Consider the following 14,338-nt stretch of genomic DNA (forward strand, 5'->3'; position numbering starts at 1 on the left):
CCGGGACCTAAGACCCCCAGCTGGGGGCTAACGACTCTCGTGGAGCCGCGTCCGCCGTCCATACGGTGGGCGGATATCGGCAAAGGCAACAGTGGAGAGTGATGGCATGCAATCAGATCGCCTCAGGTGGCTGGTAAAAGCGAAGGGCCCCTTCGCCTCGGTATATTTCGACGACTCGCACGACACCCTAGACGCCGCCGAGCAGCTCGAAGCGAAATGGAACGGCATCCGGCAGCATCTGCACGAGATGGGCGCTACCGGGGAAATCGTCGGCATGCTCGAGGACGCGGTGTTGCATCATCGGCCCGCCGTCGGACGGCGCGGCCGCGCGGTGGTCGCGACCGCCGAACATGTACTGATCAACGAGCACCTGACCAACCCGCCGCCGGCCACGGTCATCCGGGTGTCGGAGTATCCCTACCTCGTGCCGCTGATCGATTCGGAAATCCGGCGCCCCACCTACGTGTTCGCCGCGATCGACCGTACCGGGGCGGACATCAGCCTGTACCGCGGCGGCGCTGTCAGCTCGGAAAGCGTTGAGGGCGGCGGGTATCCGGTGCACAAGCCGACGACTGCCGGCTGGAACGGCTACGGTGACTTCCAGCACACGACCGAGGAAGCCATCCGGATGAACTGCCGCGCGGTCGCCGACGAGCTCACGCGCCTGGTGGACGACGCGAATCCCGAGGTGGTGTTCTTGTGCGGGGAAGTGCGCTCGCTTGCGGATCTGGTTGCCGAATTGCCCGAGCGGGTCTCCGAACGGGTGTCGGAGTTGCATGCGGGGACCCGCAAGAGCCATTGCGACGACGAAGAGATGAGCGAGCTGACCGGCAAGGAGTTCACCCGCCGTCGTGACAGCGAGATGTCCGCCCTCGCACAACGATTCGAAGCGGAGATCGGCCGCGGATCCGGACGGGCCGCCGAAGGCCTTGCCGATGTCTGCCGGGCGCTTCGCGACGGCAACGTCGACACGCTGATCGTCGGCGAGCTCGGCGATGCCACCGTGGTCACCGGTACGGCACTGACCACCATCGCGGCCGACCCCGACGCGCTGTCCGAACTCGGCGAACCGGCGGCACGGGTGGCGAGGGCCGACGAGGCGTTGCCCTTCAACGCGATCGCGGTGGGCGCCTCGCTGGTCCGGGCCGGTCAGCTGATGGCACCCGCCGAAGGAGTGGGCGCGCTGCTGCGCTACGCCGCAGGCGAGCGGGCCCACCGCCGCGGCGCGTAGGCGCGAATCGCCTGCGCTGTAAGGCAAGAGAAGTTTGGAGCGGCGGTCCCGGACGGGGGGATGCCGGGACCGCCGCGGCTTCAGTTGGTCTGTTGGTGTTCGCTCGCCGGCGCGATGAGCCCGTAGTGGCCGTCGTAGCGGTGATACAACACGCTGCCGCGGTCCCGAGCGGTGTCGACGAAGAACAGGAACGGCAGGCCGAGCAACCCGATCCGCTCGATGGCCTGCTGGACGTCCAGCCGCGGGGCCGGCTGCGGACTGATGGTCAGCGGCATCTCGAACGGCGCCAGCTCGTCGGCGGAGCCCGGATTGACCTGTGCCAGGCGGTATTCGGTGGGGCCTTCGCGGTATAGCACGCTGTCCTGCCGCGTGCCCTCCTCGGTGAAGAGGTGGAAGTCGTAGTCGAGCTGCTCCATCTCCAGCGCGGCCTCTTCGACCGTGCAGGTGGGCAAGCTGTACGACTTGTGCCGCATGATCCGGCGTTCGCTTTCCGGTCGCGGGAAGTATTTCGGCCGGTGGTTCGGTTCGGTTTCGTGCCGCCATTCATGCGGACGGGGCACGCCGCCTCGTTTGGCTTCCCAGTGCTCGGCGGCGCGTTCCAGTTGGCGACGCAGCCGTGCCTCGAGCCGATCGATGGCTTCCCGCGCGGTGGTCCCTTCGACCTGTGCGCGCACCGGCCGGCCGTTGACGTCCAGGTTCGCCTGCGCGATCACCCGGCGAGCCACCGCGGGGTCGCCGTGCTCGGCCAACCTGACGTGGGCATGCAGCACCGGTTCGTGGGTGAGGCGGCCGAGTTCGCCGATCTTGGTGCGCGCGTATTCCTCGGCGTCGGGCAACTGGCCGTGCGTCGTTATCTGGACGTCGAAGGCAGCCGGTAAATCGGGTCGGTGTCTCATGGTCATCGCTCAGTGATGCAGACCCGTGACGGGTTCGTGGGTACTGGTTTGGATATCGACGGATGTCGCGGCGAACAGCTGATTCGACAGATCGGACAGCGCGCGGGCGATCGCGAGTTCGTCGCCGATCGCGGCCACGGGCGGATCGGCCGGGTCGAGTCGCGCCAGGCCGACGCCTACGAGCGTCTTGCCTGCCCAGGACAGCCGCGCCTTCGCCCGGGTCCGTTCGTCGCGCTCCTCGACCAGCACGTCGATGCGGCATGTCTTGGTGCCGTCGTCGTTCGTTGTCATCACCAGATGCGATCATTTGGCGCCAGGGCCCGAGTAGGGGCGGAAGTCCCGAATCATGGGGTCGTTCGTCGGCCCACCGCACCGCCGGGCCGGTGGGTCGTAACGGTCAGCAAATATGTTGACGCACACGAAGAAAATGTCGAACTTAATCGACATTATTGCTGGGCTTAATCGACAGTTTCGATCGCGTATATCGACGTGCCCAACAGTAACGGGCGTGTCCGACCTCCCGACACAGACCAAGTACCTGCATGCCTCACGGGGCCGCCGGTCGGCTCCGCACTCGGGCGACGACCGCGAACAGGCGATACTGGCCACGGCCGAGCGCCTGCTGCAGGAACGGCCGCTCGCCGACTTTTCCGTCGACGACCTAGCAAAGGGCGCGGGGATTTCGCGCCCCACCTTCTACTTCTATTTCCCATCGAAGAACGCGGTGCTGCTCTCGCTGCTCGACCAGATGAACGCCAAGGCCCATGCCGCCCTCATGTCGCTCGGCGGCATATCGACCGACGACCCGGCGGAGCTGTGGCGGGCCCGCATCGAGGCGTTCTTCGAGGTGTCGGGCGCTCACCCGGCCGTCGCCGTGGCGGGCGCCTCGGCGAAGGCGACCAATCCCGAGGTACGGCAGTTGTGGTCCACGCTCATGCAGAGGTGGATCTTGCTGACCACGGCGGCCATCAAGGCCGAGCGCGGCCGGGGCGCCGCCCCCGAAACCGTCCCGGCCGAGCAGCTGTCGGTGGCCCTCAACATGTTGAGCGAGCGGGTGATGGCCGCGACGTTCACCGCCGAGGACGAGGCGATGCCCGAGGACCGGGCGATCGACACGCTGCTGCACATCTGGCTGGCCAGCATTTATCAGCGCTGACCCAGCGCCCGGTGGGCGCGGTCCAGGCTCTCGCCGATCAGCCGGTCCACCGCGCCGATGTAGCTTGGCGACGCCGGCTTTCCCGCCAAGTCGGCGATCGCCTGCTGCTCCCCCAGGACGTCTGCCGCAGCAAGGTTTTCGGCCATCCGGTCGGCGTGCACCACCAGCCCCGCCAGCAGCTCGGCGCCTTGGGAGCCGGCGACCACGGTGCGCCGCGCCAAGGTGCGCAGGGCATCCCACTCGGCGTGCCAGGCGCCGTCGGGCCGCTCGTCGTTGGCCAGCGCCGCGGCGGTGTGCAGGGTCGCCGCCAGCTGCGGCGCGGAAACGGCGGCCCGGCGAATGAGGATGGACAGCACCGGGTTTCGTTTGTGCGGCATCGACGACGAGCCCCCGCGGTTCCCGCCGCCCGGCTCGCTCAGTTCGCCGATCTCCGGGCGGCCCAGGGTGACGACGTCCGAGGCGATGCGGCCCCAGGAGTCGGTGCAGCCGACGAACGCGTCGGCCGCCGCGGTGACCGGTGTTCGCGTCGTGTGCCAGGGTGAGCGGATGGTCAGACCCAAAGCCGTCGCCGCGCTTTGCACCAGGCCGGTCGAGACCTTCGCGGGGTCGGCGGCGCCGGTGAGCAGCGCCGCCAGCTCCGTGCTGGCCGCCAGCGTCCCGGCGGCCCCGCCGATCTGGATCGGAACGATCACCGCGGACAACCCCTCGAGGGCGTCGACGATGCCGTTCAGCCAGCCGGCCGCCTTCGTGCCGAATGTGGTCGGTGCCGCGTGCTGGGTGAGGGTGCGCGCCACCATGGGCGTCGCCCGGTGCCGGGTGGCGAGCTCGGTCAGCGTCGAGATCTGCTCCGCGAGCTGCGCTCTCAGCTCGCTGAGAACGTCACGCACTCCGAGCATCAGGGCGGTGTCCAGCACGTCCTGGCTGGTGAGTCCCCGGTGAATCCACGGCGCGACGGCCGGCGCCGCACGCTGCCGCAGCAGCGCCACGAGACCGAAGACCGGGTTGCCGGCGTCCTCGGCGGCGGCCGCCAGGGATTCACAATCGTTGTGCACCAACAGCGTTGGCAGGTCCATCCCGGCGCACTCGGGCGGGGCCAGGCCTTCGGCGACTAGCGCGTCCAGCCAGGCGGCTTCCACCGCGACCATCGATTCGAGCAGGGCCCGATCCGTCATGTGGTCTCGGGCCCGGTGGTCGCCGGGCCACAACAGGTTCGTCATCGCGCACCGTCCCGGTACGCCAGAAACACGGTCTCGCGCGGGCCCTGCAGGTGGATGTCGAAACGGTATTGCCCGCAACCGCTTTCGGCGTCGCAGAGCAAGGTGGCGCGTCGCTCGGCATCGAGGCTCGTCAGCAATGGGTCGCCGGACACCTCGGCGTCGGGCAAGTAGGCCCGGGTGAACAACCGGTCCAGCAGGCCCCGCGCGAAGACGGCGAGGGCGAAGAACGGCGGCCGCCCGGCGCTTGCCGACCCGGGCGCCACGGTGGTGAAGGTGTAATGCCCGGCGGCGTCGGTCGCGCACCGGCCCCAGCCCGTGAATACCGCGGTGTCGCGGCGCAGCGAACCGGCTTGGCGCGGGATGCGGCCGGCGCCATCGGGTTGCCACACCTCGATCAGGGCGTCCGGGACTCCGTCGCCCGCGCCGTCGTAGACCGTGCCGTGCAGCCGGACGGCGTGCGGATGGTCATCGTTGACCAGGTCGCTGTCTCCGGGATACGGCAACCCCAGGTCCAGGAAAGGCCCCACCGTTTGCCCTGGGGTGCAAGCAATTTCAGCCATCGCCAGCCTCGATCGGGGTTCGGCCGCCACCGCCCAGCACGACGTCCCATCGATAGCCGGTCGCGTACTCCGGTTCGGTGAGGTCGTGGTCGTAGCGGGCGATCAGCCGTCGACGCGCGGCGGGATCGAGGACCGACTGGAAGATCGGGTCGAGGTCGAACAGCGGGTCGCCGGGGAAGTACATCTGGGTGACCAGGCGCTGCGGGAAGGCGGTGCCGAAGAGGGAGAAGTGGATGTGCGCCGGGCGCCACGCGTTGCGGTGATTGCGCCACGGATACGGACCGGGCTTGATGGTCAGGAAGCGGTACGTCCCGTCCGGCCCGGTCAGACACCGGCCGGCGCCGGTGAAGTTGGGGTCGAGCGGGGCCGGGTGCTGGTCACGCTGGTGGCGGTACCGGCCACCGGCGTTGGCCTGCCAGATCTCGATCAGCTGGCCCGCCACCGGATTGCCGGACCCGTCGACCACCCGCCCGGCCACGATGACGCGCTCGCCGAGGGGCTCGCCGGGATGGCCCGCCGTCAGGTCGGCGTCGAGCGGGTCCACCTCCTGGTGGCCGAAGCACGGCGCCCAGCGTTCGACCTCCTCGGGGTCGACCGGCACCAAGGGTTGTTTGGGGTGGCGCAGGATGGTGCTGCGGTAGGGCGGGTAGTCGAGCCGGGGCTGCGCTTCGCTCCCCCGGTATTCGGCTGCGATGCTGGCGATCTCGGCCGTGATGTCACGCTGCGACGCGAGACACTCGGGGGTCATGAGCCGTGACGCTACTCTCTCGATGGCCCCGCACACCGCGCAAATCGGCGGTGCGGCCGGGGTTACAGCGAGCGCACCAGCGCGGCCCGGCCCTTGGTGCGCATCTTGTAGAGGGCGGACCCGCGGTATTGCTCCATTTTCGCGGCCATCTTGTTGCCCAGTTCTTCCAGCTCCGCGTCGGTGATCTTGACCTCGGGGGGAGCCGGGATCATGTCACGCTCCTCTTCGTCGGCGTGCGCCTCCAGCACCGTCTTGAACGAGTTCCATTCGTCCTCGTAACCCGGCGCGCTCTGCGGGGTCCTGAGCAGCACCGAAAGCTGGTCGACCACCTGGCGGTGCTCAGCATGGGCGACGGCGATCAGCTTGGTGGCGTCCTTGAGGGCCGGGTAGTACAGGTCGTCCTCGATGCGAAAGTGGATGTCGAGCTCGATCAGCATGTCATCGAAAAGGGCATGCCGCTCTTCGCTGTTCACCGGCGCCTCGCTGACCTTGCGGCCGAGGCCCTTGATCACGATGTGGTGTTCTTTCAGCACGTCGTAGGCGTTCACTGCGCTTTCCCTTCTCCGATTCCCACGGCTGCACCGAGCCCGGGATCGGGTTCGCTCCGAACTTCGACCATCCCGTTGACCAGCCTCGCCTGATAACACGGCAGCGGGGCCGCCGCCGGGCCACGCAGCACTTCTCCCGACTCGGCCGCGAACCACGAACCGTGCCAAGGGCATACGAGCCGGCCCCGGTCGACCCAGCCATCGGCCATCGGGGCGGCCAAGTGTGGACACAACTCCCCGAAGGCCGCGACCTGCCCGGGACTGGTCTGGCATACCACCAGCCCCACCCCGTCGACCTCGACACGCACCGGCTTTCCGTTCAGCGAGGCCGCCGGCAGCACGGGCGTCCATTCCACGGCGCGCAGCCGCGCGCCCGACTGGTCGATGCCGATGCCGGACTCGAACACCAACGCCCCGCCGAGGTAGCTGCCCGCGACGGTGATGCCGTAACCCAGCGCGGTGAGCGCGATGCCGCGTCCGTGGCGGCCCCGGCGGCGATCCCACCAGGACTGGGCGTACAGCCCGGTGGCCACCAGGTTCATCAGTCCGTGCACGGCACCCACCCGGCGATCGGATTCGTGGGTGTGCTGCCAATCGGTGACGCCGGTGACGGCCGACCCGATGCTGGCCAGAATGCCCACCCCCAGGGCGCGCGACGCGAACCTCGACGCGTCGCGGACTTCGGTGGCGGGCTGGCCCGGCAGCAGGCTCAGGGCGTCCAACGCGACGGTGGTACCCAGCGCGCCGCTCGTCAACGACGCCAGCGGCGGGTGAACCGGGTGGCCGAGCCACACGCCGTGCAGCGCGTTGGTGACGGTGTTGCGGGCGCCGCCCAGGCCGTTGAAGGCAAAGCTCAACGCGTGTTCGAACCGGTAGCTCGGCCGATCCAGCCACGCTTGCCGCCCGATGGCGGACACCACCCGTGATCCGAGTTTCTGCAATCGACTCAGTGACCGAGCAGCCATTGCACCAGCCTTCCTCACATACGTCGCCACAAGTCGGCAACGCACGCAAAATCGAACCGTTTACCCGTTGATTACCGCACGCTCACATGCGCAGCGGAGCTGACGTGACCACCGTAGCCCGGGGTTCCGGCCGCTTAGTTGTTAGAAACCTGTGAGTTACCACTAAGCATTCTTGTAAACCCCTGACCGCGGACCGGGCCCGGTGGGCGGGGCGATTGACCGGCGGTGGGTAGATGCGGGATTCTACTTAGCGGAGTACTTCTCTGCAGAGCAGACAACCGACGGTGGGAGGGGTCGCTGTGACGGTCCATCGCGACACTTGCGACGGCCGTCTCGACGGCGTGTTCGCCAGCGTCCGCGACGGGATGATCCCCGCCCACATCTACAACGACAGTGAACTGTTCGCGCTGGAGAAAGAGCGGCTGTTCTCCCGAGCATGGATGTTCGTCGCGCACGAGTCCGAGATCCCGCAGGACGGCGACTATGTGGTGCGCCGGGTCCTCGATGACTCCTTCATCATCAGTAATGCCGGCGGCGAGATCCGCGCAATGTTCAACATGTGCCTGCACCGCGGCATGCAGGTCTGCCGCGCGGAGCTGGGCAACGCATCCAACTTCCGCTGCCCGTACCACGGCTGGACCTACCGAAACGACGGCCGGCTCACCGGCCTGCCGTTCCATCGAGAGGCATACGGCGGCGACGACGGGTTCGCGAAGGACGCCCAAACCCTGCTCCCCGCACCGAAGTTCGCGAGCTACAACGGTCTGCTGTTCATCAGCATGGACCCGAACGCCGAACCGCTCGAGGACTTCCTCGGCGATTTCAAGTTCTACCTGGACTTCTACACCAAACAGAGCACCAGCGGCCTCGAAGTGCGGGGGCCGCAGCGCTGGCGCATCAAGGCCAACTGGAAGATCGGCGCCGAGAACTTCGCCGGCGACATGTACCACACGCCGCACACCCACGCGTCGATCGTGGACATCGGGTTGTTCCGCGAGCCCAAGGCGCAGAAACGCAAGGACGGCGCCACCTACTGGGCGCACCGGGGCGGCGGCACCACCTACAAACTTCCGCCGGGCGGCTTCGACGAACGGATGCGCTATGTCGGCTATCCCGACGAGATGATCGGCCGGATCAAGGACGCGTGGACGCCGCGGCACCAGCGGGTGGTCGGTGAGGACGGCTTCATGATCTCGGCCGCCACCTGCTTTCCGAACCTGAGCTTCGTGCACAACTGGCCGAAGGTGCACGACCGCGAAGACCAGGTGCTGCCGTTCATCTCGATCCGGCTGTGGCAACCGATCAGCGAGAACGAGACCGAGGTCTGTTCGTGGTTCGCCGTGGACTCCGCCGCTCCCCCGCAGTACAAACAGGACTCGTACAAGGCGTATCTGATGTGCTTCGGCTCGACCGGCATGTTCGAGCAGGACGACGTGGAGAACTGGGTGTCGCTGACCACCACCGCGGGCGGTTCGATGGCCCGGCGGCTGCTGCTGAACAGCCGGATGGGCCTGCTGTCCGACGGCAGCCCGGTGGTCGAGCCGCTGACCGCCGAGGCGTTTCACGGGCCGGGCCGCGCGCAGGTCGGCTACAACGAGCACAACCAGCGCGCGCTGCTGAAGATGTGGGCGGACTACCTGTCGTGAGAAAACCATTGCCTTTCAACGACATCCGGCACCTGCAGGCGCACCAGTTCCTGGTGGACGAGGCATACCTGCTGGATGCCCAGCAATACGAGGCGTGGCTGGACACGATGACCGGCGATGTTCGCTACCTGATGCCCGTGCGGGTCACCACCGCGCGTGGCGCCGGGTTCGACGCATCCCCGGGGATGGCCCACTTCGACGAGGACAAGTATTCGCTGACCCAGCGGGTCGCGCGGATGGGCACCGAACAGGCCTGGGCCGAGGATCCGCCGTCGCGGCTGCGCCACTTCGTCACCAATGTGCGCACCTTCGAGCACGACGACCCGGCGCAGCTGTTGGTCGAGTCGGCCGAACTGCTGTTCCGCAGCCGGGGCGACGCGAACGAAAGCGCCTTGCTGTCGTGCGGGCGCGAGGACTTGCTGCGCTGGTGCGATGGTCGCTGGAAGCTGGCATCCCGCAGCATCTTTGTCGACGAGTCCGTCTTGCGGATGCAGAATCTGGCAGTGTTCCTGTGAACGAACCAATCGTGGTGGCAAACGAATTCGCCGAAGTCGAGGTGCGGCGGGAGGACACCCGCAACGGGTCGCGGCTGCTGATCAGCGCACCCAGAACCGGGCGGTCGATCAGCCTGGACGCGCTGGAATTGGAGGCCCTGACTTGGCAGAACAGTCGCACCCTGGAGGCCATGGTCGGCAATTCCCACGCGCCGCTGCTGCCCGACGAAGCCGGGGAGGGCGATGACCGGCTGGCTTGAGGGCAAGCGCGCGCTGGTCGTCGGCGCCGGTTCCGGGATCGGCCGGGCCGTAGTGGACGTGTTTCGCGATGAGGGCGCGAAAGTTGCTGTGCTGGAACGCGATCAAGCAAAATGCGAGACCTTGCGCGGTCAGTTGCCCGATGTTCCGGTCGTCGACGGCGACGCGACCACCCGCGAGGCCAACGAACGAGCGGTCGCCGCGGCGGTGGACGGTTACGGCGGGTTGGACACGCTGGTCAACTGCGTCGGAGTCTTCGACTTCTACCGGGGCATCGGCGACATCGACGCCGACGAGCTTCCCGACGCTTTCGACGAGATGTTTCGCACCAACGTGCTCAGCCACCTGCAGTCCGTCAAGGCGGCGCTGCCCCGACTGCGGGCCGGCACGGGGCCCTCGATCATCCTGACCGAGTCCGCGTCGTCGTTCTATCCCGGACGCGGCGGCGCGCTCTACGTGTCGTCGAAATTCGCCGTCCGCGGCCTGGTGGCCGCCCTGGCCCACGAGCTGGCGCCGCAGATCCGGGTCAACGGGGTGGCGCCCGGCGGCACGCTGGGCACCGACCTGCGCGGGCTCGCCAGCCTCGGGCTCGCGGGCGCCCGCCTGGACGACACCCCCGACCGGGCACAGGAGCTGGCCGCGCGCACGCCGCTGAACGTCGCGCTCTCCGGGCAGGACCACGCGTGGAGTTTCGCGTTTCTGGCCTCCGACCGTGCCCGCGGGATCACCGGCGAAACCGTCCGCCCCGACGGGGGATTCGGGCTGGGCGCACCGCGATGACCCCCCTCGACGAGCAACGCGCGCTGGTGGCGCAGGGCTGCCGGGTGGCCGCGGCCCGCGGCCTCGTCGACGGCATCCTCGGCCACCTGAGCCTGCGCGTCGACGACGATCGCCTGCTCGTCCGCTGCCGCAGCGACACCGACACCGGGGTGGCTTTCACCCGGCCCAGCGACGTCCGGCTCATCACCTTCGACGGCGGCGCCGGAGCCGACGGCGAGCTCGACGGATACCAGGTGCCCAACGAATTGCCCATCCACGTCGAGACCATGTTGGCCGATCCCCGGCACCGGGCCGTCGCGCATCTGCACCCACCCGCCGTGGTCGCCGCCGACCTGGCCGGCATCGCGATCCGGCCGATCTACGGCGCCTTCGACATTCCCGGCGCGTGGCTCGCCCGTGGCGGCGTCCCTGTCTACGAGCGCGCCGTGCTGATCCGCACCCCGGCGCTGGGCAAGGAGATGGTGGCGGCCATGCGTGGGCGGCCGGTGGTGATCTGCCGCGGACACGGCATCACCAGCGCGGCCGCCACCGTGCCGGAGGCGGTGTTGCAGGCCATCAGCCTCGACGGGCTGGCCCGAATGTCGTTGCGGGTGCTAGGCGCCGGCGGGACCCTGCGCGATATCGACGACGCCGACTGGGACGACCTGCCCGACCTTGGGCCCTCGTTCACCGCCGAGGCCGCGTGGCGGCACGAGGTCGCACGGTTGCCGCCCGCCACCAAGGCCCCCATTTATGCTGACCACGATCGCGAAAACCAGCCTTGATGGACATGCTATTGGGAACGGTCATGCCAAAAAGCTTGCGGCAGCGCGCCGCTCGCCGAAATCCGTAGGACTACTCAAATCACTCGGGCCCTCGCGGCTGTCACACGGCGGATTTGATAGTGCCGGCGCTGTCGAGATCGGTAGTCATTTGTGCCCAGGGCCGCGCGGCTCTCCGGACCATATGGGTCACGCGCGCACATCCTTGCGGAGAGCGCCGGGAGCGCGGGCGAGGCGGCGGCTCAGCCGAGTTGGTCGCCAATCTCCTTGGCCGCCTTGCCAAGAGCCGCGGCCACCGCGCCGTAGCGGGAGGGGTCCAGCCGGTTCTGCGGGGCGGCGGCGTTGAGCGCGAGCCGCAGGCCCGGCGCCCGGGTCGGTATGGGCACCGCGACGGACGCGACGCCTTCCTCACTTTCCTCGCGGTTGATGGCGTAGCCGCGCTCGCGGATGGCGGCGAGCTCGGCCTCCAACTGGGTCCGGCTGCCGATCGACGAGGACGTGATGCGTTCCAACCGCTCGTGCGGCAGCAGCTGACGCAGCTCCGGTTCGGGCAGCTGCGCCAGCATGACCTTGCCCGTGGACGTGCAATGCGCCGGCATGGTGCGGCCCAGCCGCGACGCCACCCGGACCGCGGCCGGGCCTTCGACGGCGGCGATGAAGCGGACGCTGGCGCCGTCCAACATTCCGACGTGGATGGTTTCGCGCAGCTGCTCGCCGAGGCTTCGCATGATCGGGGCGGCCGATCCCTGGATGTCGATGCGGCCGAAGATCGCGAACGCCACGCCGGTCAACGCCGGTCCGGGCAGGTACGCCTTCGACGCCGGGTCCTGCCGGACGAACCCGCGATAGGCCAACATCGCCAGCAACCGGTGCGCGGTGGACGACGCCACCCCCAGGTAGCGGGTGGCCTCGCTCAACCGAATCTGGGGTTGTTCGCCCAGCAGCAGCAGCAGCTTGAGCGCGTTGTCGACCGACTCGATCGGATACTGCGGCGCAAGCGAATCGGCGGCCGGCGCCTCGGCATCCCGCTCGCGCTTCTTCGGCATGACAGTGAAGGTACTCGCGCCGGTTGCGACTCACAGCAAGCTGAGCACGGCCGCGCCGAGGAGTCCCGCAGCGACCACCATGCCGGTCGCGGTCGCGGTGGCCTTCCACCCGAAGCTGCGGGCGACCATCGCGGCGCCCGGGACGCTCACCGCCGGAAGGGTGATCAGCAGCGCGCCGATCGTCCCCGACGACGCGCCCAGCAGGGCCAGCCCTTGCAGGATCGGGATCTCCCCCGCCGTCGGGATGACCATGAGCGTGCCGGCGATCGCGACGACCACGACGAGCAGCAGGCCCAGCAGCAGCCCACGGTGCGCCGGTTGCCCCAAGGTGAGCAGGTAACCGCGGAACGCCCCGACGAGGAGCACTAAGACGGCGTACTCGGGCAACAAGAACAGCGCCAACCAAAGCAGCGCCCGCACGAACCTGCGCGGCGTGCCCGCGCTCCGGTCGTCGACCGGAGTCGGGATCGCGCCAGGCGCCGTCGGATCCGGGTCGGACGGTCGGGACAGCCATCCCACCGCGGCCCCGACGCCAAGCACCGTCGCGACGCCGACGACCACCCTGGCCAGGGTCCATTGCCAGGGGGCGACGAAGAGCAGGAAGACGAGCACCGCTGGGTTGAGCAACGGGTTCCCCAGCCAGTAGGCGACGGCCGCCGCGGGCGTGACGCCGTTGCGCCGCAGGGTGACGGCGACCGGGGCGGCGCAACACGTGCACATCATCGATGGCATGCCAGCGACCCCGCCGGCCAGCGCGCTGGACAACCGCCCTTGGCGGTTCAACGCGCGCGGCAGCCACGACCGCGGTATCAGCGCCTGCACCGACGCGCTGATCAGCAGCGCGGCCACCAACGCAGGCCAGATCGACGCGACGTACGCGTGGAAGAAGGTCGCCGCCGCGTGCCAGGTCGGGCGATCGCCGGGTTGCACGCCGCCCACAGTGAGAACGCTCGATCCCGACCAGTGGTGGGTGCGATGGGCCATCGCGGCCTTGCCCGCTTAAGGCAGCCACTTCGCCCACAGCAACCCCGCCACAAACAAGGCGAGGGCGACGAAAACACCGATCGCGACGTTCCCCCGCCGGCCCGCGTGAATTGCATTGCCCTCCAAAGGCATCGCCATGCCCACCAACGCTAGTCGACGAACCGCGACCCTCGTCGGCCGCGTGGCGGCCACGCTTACCACACCGGGATCGCGATCGCTATTATTCTCGGCTTCGTGTTCGGGGCTATTCCTTCTGGATATCGCCGTTACGTCGCCATCGGGGACAGTCAGACCGAGGGCTTATGGGACGGCGACGACGTCGTCGGTCTCCTCGGATTCGCCGACCGGCTCGCGGTCATGATCGATTCGCTGTACCCGGGGCTGCACTACGCCAACCTCGCGATCCGCGGCAAACGGGTTGCCGACGTCTTGTCCGAGCAAGTCCCGCAAGCCCTGGCGATGCAGCCCGATCTGATCACCGTGTGCGCGGGGATGAACGACGTCATCCAGCCGGGGCGATCGTTCGGTCCCGCCCTGGCCGAGCTCGAACACGTCTACGCCGCGTTGGCCAGATCCGGCGCGACGGTGGTGACGACGACCTTCCCGAACGTCGCGCAATTCCTCCCGCTCGGTCGGCTGGTGTCCGGGCGCCTCGCCCGCATCAACGCGGCGATCACGGCCGCCGCCGACCGATACGGGTTCCGGCTCGTCGACCTCTACAACGCGCCGTCGATGCGCGAGCTGGACACCTGGGCCATCGACCGGGTGCACGCCTCCACCAAAGGGCACATGTTGTTCGCCGCCGCGGCCGCCGAGGCCCTGAATTTGCCTGGCAGCAATCATGATTGGGCCCATGCGAGCCCCGAAGCGAGGCGTCGGTCTTTGACAGCAGGCACCTATGAGCAGTTGCGCTGGACGCAGGACAGTTTCTTCCCATGGATCTGGCGGCGCCTGCGCGGCCTGTCGTCGGCCGACGGCCGGGAACCCAAACGGCCGCAGTTGGAGAGCCTCGGCGCGCCGAGCCGACCGGCCGACGCGAAGCGGCGGG

Annotated in this window: 17 protein-coding genes; 8 read left to right on the plus strand and 9 right to left on the minus strand. The window is 68.6% G+C overall.

What is annotated here, in order from left to right; translation table 11 throughout:
• The first annotated feature begins 106 nt into the window (after positions 1-106).
• On the plus strand, positions 107-1,231 hold the full coding sequence (locus A5697_RS01525) for a Vms1/Ankzf1 family peptidyl-tRNA hydrolase (RefSeq protein WP_067948786.1): 1,125 nt from the start codon (positions 107-109) through the stop codon (positions 1,229-1,231).
• Between the two features lie 80 nt (positions 1,232-1,311).
• Here the strand turns inward: A5697_RS01525 and A5697_RS01530 are convergent, their stop codons facing one another.
• Both A5697_RS01530 and A5697_RS01535 read right to left on the minus strand, forming a co-directional pair.
• On the minus strand, positions 1,312-2,127 hold the full coding sequence (locus A5697_RS01530) for an HPF/RaiA family ribosome-associated protein (RefSeq protein WP_068007393.1): 816 nt from the start codon (positions 2,125-2,127) through the stop codon (positions 1,312-1,314).
• A gap of 9 nt (positions 2,128-2,136) precedes the next feature.
• Positions 2,137-2,418 (minus strand): DUF1876 domain-containing protein, encoded by a 282-nt coding sequence (locus A5697_RS01535; RefSeq protein WP_067948790.1) that lies wholly within the window; start codon positions 2,416-2,418, stop codon positions 2,137-2,139.
• Positions 2,419-2,635: 217 nt separating this feature from the next.
• On the opposite strand from A5697_RS01535, the gene A5697_RS01540 reads away from it, so the two are divergent.
• Entirely contained in the window at positions 2,636-3,283 is a 648-nt protein-coding gene (locus A5697_RS01540) for a TetR/AcrR family transcriptional regulator (RefSeq protein WP_067948793.1), read from the plus strand.
• Here the strand turns inward: A5697_RS01540 and A5697_RS01545 are convergent.
• From A5697_RS01545 to A5697_RS01565, 5 genes are all read right to left on the minus strand, one after another.
• On the minus strand, positions 3,274-4,500 hold the full coding sequence (locus tag A5697_RS01545) for a lyase family protein (RefSeq protein ID WP_068007376.1): 1,227 nt from the start codon (positions 4,498-4,500) through the stop codon (positions 3,274-3,276). The genes A5697_RS01540 and A5697_RS01545 overlap by 10 nt on opposite strands.
• Positions 4,497-5,060, minus strand: a complete 564-nt coding sequence (gene pcaG, locus A5697_RS01550) for a protocatechuate 3,4-dioxygenase subunit alpha (RefSeq protein ID WP_068007395.1) — start codon at positions 5,058-5,060, stop codon at positions 4,497-4,499. Before pcaG ends, A5697_RS01545 begins: the two co-directional genes overlap by 4 nt.
• Complete coding sequence (pcaH, locus tag A5697_RS01555) at positions 5,053-5,808, minus strand: protocatechuate 3,4-dioxygenase subunit beta (RefSeq protein ID WP_068007378.1); 756 nt, start codon at positions 5,806-5,808, stop codon at positions 5,053-5,055. Before pcaH ends, pcaG begins: the two co-directional genes overlap by 8 nt.
• A 62-nt stretch (positions 5,809-5,870) precedes the next feature.
• The gene (locus A5697_RS01560) at positions 5,871-6,356 is read right to left on the minus strand and encodes a hemerythrin domain-containing protein (protein WP_066950130.1); all 486 of its coding nucleotides are present in this window, start codon (positions 6,354-6,356) and stop codon (positions 5,871-5,873) included.
• A complete protein-coding gene (locus A5697_RS01565; protein WP_068007380.1) occupies positions 6,353-7,321 on the minus strand; it encodes a Rieske 2Fe-2S domain-containing protein in 969 nt (322 codons plus the stop codon). The genes A5697_RS01560 and A5697_RS01565 overlap by 4 nt, the downstream gene beginning before the upstream one ends.
• Positions 7,322-7,686: 365 nt before the next feature.
• Between A5697_RS01565 and A5697_RS01570 the strand changes: the two genes are divergently transcribed.
• The 5 genes from A5697_RS01570 to A5697_RS01590 are packed head-to-tail and all read left to right on the plus strand — an operon-like array spanning position 7,687 to position 11,263.
• Complete coding sequence (locus A5697_RS01570) at positions 7,687-8,967, plus strand: aromatic ring-hydroxylating dioxygenase subunit alpha (protein WP_067948825.1); 1,281 nt, start codon at positions 7,687-7,689, stop codon at positions 8,965-8,967.
• Entirely contained in the window at positions 8,964-9,482 is a 519-nt protein-coding gene (locus tag A5697_RS01575; protein ID WP_068007381.1) for a 3-phenylpropionate/cinnamic acid dioxygenase subunit beta, read from the plus strand. Before A5697_RS01570 ends, A5697_RS01575 begins: the two co-directional genes overlap by 4 nt.
• The gene (locus A5697_RS01580) at positions 9,479-9,721 is read left to right on the plus strand and encodes a dihydrodiol dehydrogenase (protein ID WP_082953192.1); all 243 of its coding nucleotides are present in this window, start codon (positions 9,479-9,481) and stop codon (positions 9,719-9,721) included. Before A5697_RS01575 ends, A5697_RS01580 begins: the two co-directional genes overlap by 4 nt.
• Positions 9,705-10,499 carry a 3-(cis-5,6-dihydroxycyclohexa-1,3-dien-1-yl)propanoate dehydrogenase gene (gene hcaB / locus A5697_RS01585; RefSeq protein ID WP_068007383.1) on the plus strand — a complete coding sequence of 265 codons (795 nt, stop codon included), beginning with the start codon at positions 9,705-9,707 and terminating at the stop codon, positions 10,497-10,499. The genes A5697_RS01580 and hcaB overlap by 17 nt, the downstream gene beginning before the upstream one ends.
• Positions 10,496-11,263 (plus strand): class II aldolase/adducin family protein, encoded by a 768-nt coding sequence (locus A5697_RS01590; RefSeq protein WP_068007385.1) that lies wholly within the window; start codon positions 10,496-10,498, stop codon positions 11,261-11,263. The genes hcaB and A5697_RS01590 overlap by 4 nt, the downstream gene beginning before the upstream one ends.
• A 239-nt stretch (positions 11,264-11,502) precedes the next feature.
• Here the strand turns inward: A5697_RS01590 and A5697_RS01595 are convergent, their stop codons facing one another.
• Positions 11,503-12,306 (minus strand): IclR family transcriptional regulator, encoded by an 804-nt coding sequence (locus tag A5697_RS01595; protein WP_068007387.1) that lies wholly within the window; start codon positions 12,304-12,306, stop codon positions 11,503-11,505.
• Between the two features lie 30 nt (positions 12,307-12,336).
• Complete coding sequence (locus A5697_RS01600) at positions 12,337-13,236, minus strand: permease (protein WP_231971941.1); 900 nt, start codon at positions 13,234-13,236, stop codon at positions 12,337-12,339.
• 288 nt (positions 13,237-13,524) lie between these two features.
• On the opposite strand from A5697_RS01600, the gene A5697_RS01605 reads away from it, so the two are divergent.
• The coding region (locus A5697_RS01605) for an SGNH/GDSL hydrolase family protein (protein ID WP_082953193.1) at positions 13,525-14,338 on the plus strand (814 nt) is incomplete at its 3' end.

It is taken from the genome of Mycobacterium sp. E3251, from assembly GCF_001666835.1.
Classification (GTDB): Bacteria; Actinomycetota; Actinomycetes; order Mycobacteriales; family Mycobacteriaceae; genus Mycobacterium.

What these genes read in the sequence shown, in the direction of transcription:
- A5697_RS01525 (WP_067948786.1), top strand. Translation starts at nt 107, where the DNA reads ATGCAATCAGATCGCCTCAGGTGGCTGGTAAAAGCGAAGGGCCCCTTC.
- A5697_RS01530 (WP_068007393.1), bottom strand. Translation starts at nt 2,127, where the DNA reads ATGAGACACCGACCCGATTTACCGGCTGCCTTCGACGTCCAGATAACG.
- A5697_RS01535 (WP_067948790.1), bottom strand. Translation starts at nt 2,418, where the DNA reads ATGACAACGAACGACGACGGCACCAAGACATGCCGCATCGACGTGCTG.
- A5697_RS01545 (WP_068007376.1), bottom strand. Translation starts at nt 4,500, where the DNA reads ATGACGAACCTGTTGTGGCCCGGCGACCACCGGGCCCGAGACCACATG.
- pcaG (WP_068007395.1), bottom strand. Translation starts at nt 5,060, where the DNA reads ATGGCTGAAATTGCTTGCACCCCAGGGCAAACGGTGGGGCCTTTCCTG.
- pcaH (WP_068007378.1), bottom strand. Translation starts at nt 5,808, where the DNA reads ATGACCCCCGAGTGTCTCGCGTCGCAGCGTGACATCACGGCCGAGATC.
- A5697_RS01565 (WP_068007380.1), bottom strand. Translation starts at nt 7,321, where the DNA reads ATGGCTGCTCGGTCACTGAGTCGATTGCAGAAACTCGGATCACGGGTG.
- A5697_RS01570 (WP_067948825.1), top strand. Translation starts at nt 7,687, where the DNA reads ATGATCCCCGCCCACATCTACAACGACAGTGAACTGTTCGCGCTGGAG.
- hcaB (WP_068007383.1), top strand. Translation starts at nt 9,705, where the DNA reads ATGACCGGCTGGCTTGAGGGCAAGCGCGCGCTGGTCGTCGGCGCCGGT.
- A5697_RS01590 (WP_068007385.1), top strand. Translation starts at nt 10,496, where the DNA reads ATGACCCCCCTCGACGAGCAACGCGCGCTGGTGGCGCAGGGCTGCCGG.
- A5697_RS01595 (WP_068007387.1), bottom strand. Translation starts at nt 12,306, where the DNA reads ATGCCGAAGAAGCGCGAGCGGGATGCCGAGGCGCCGGCCGCCGATTCG.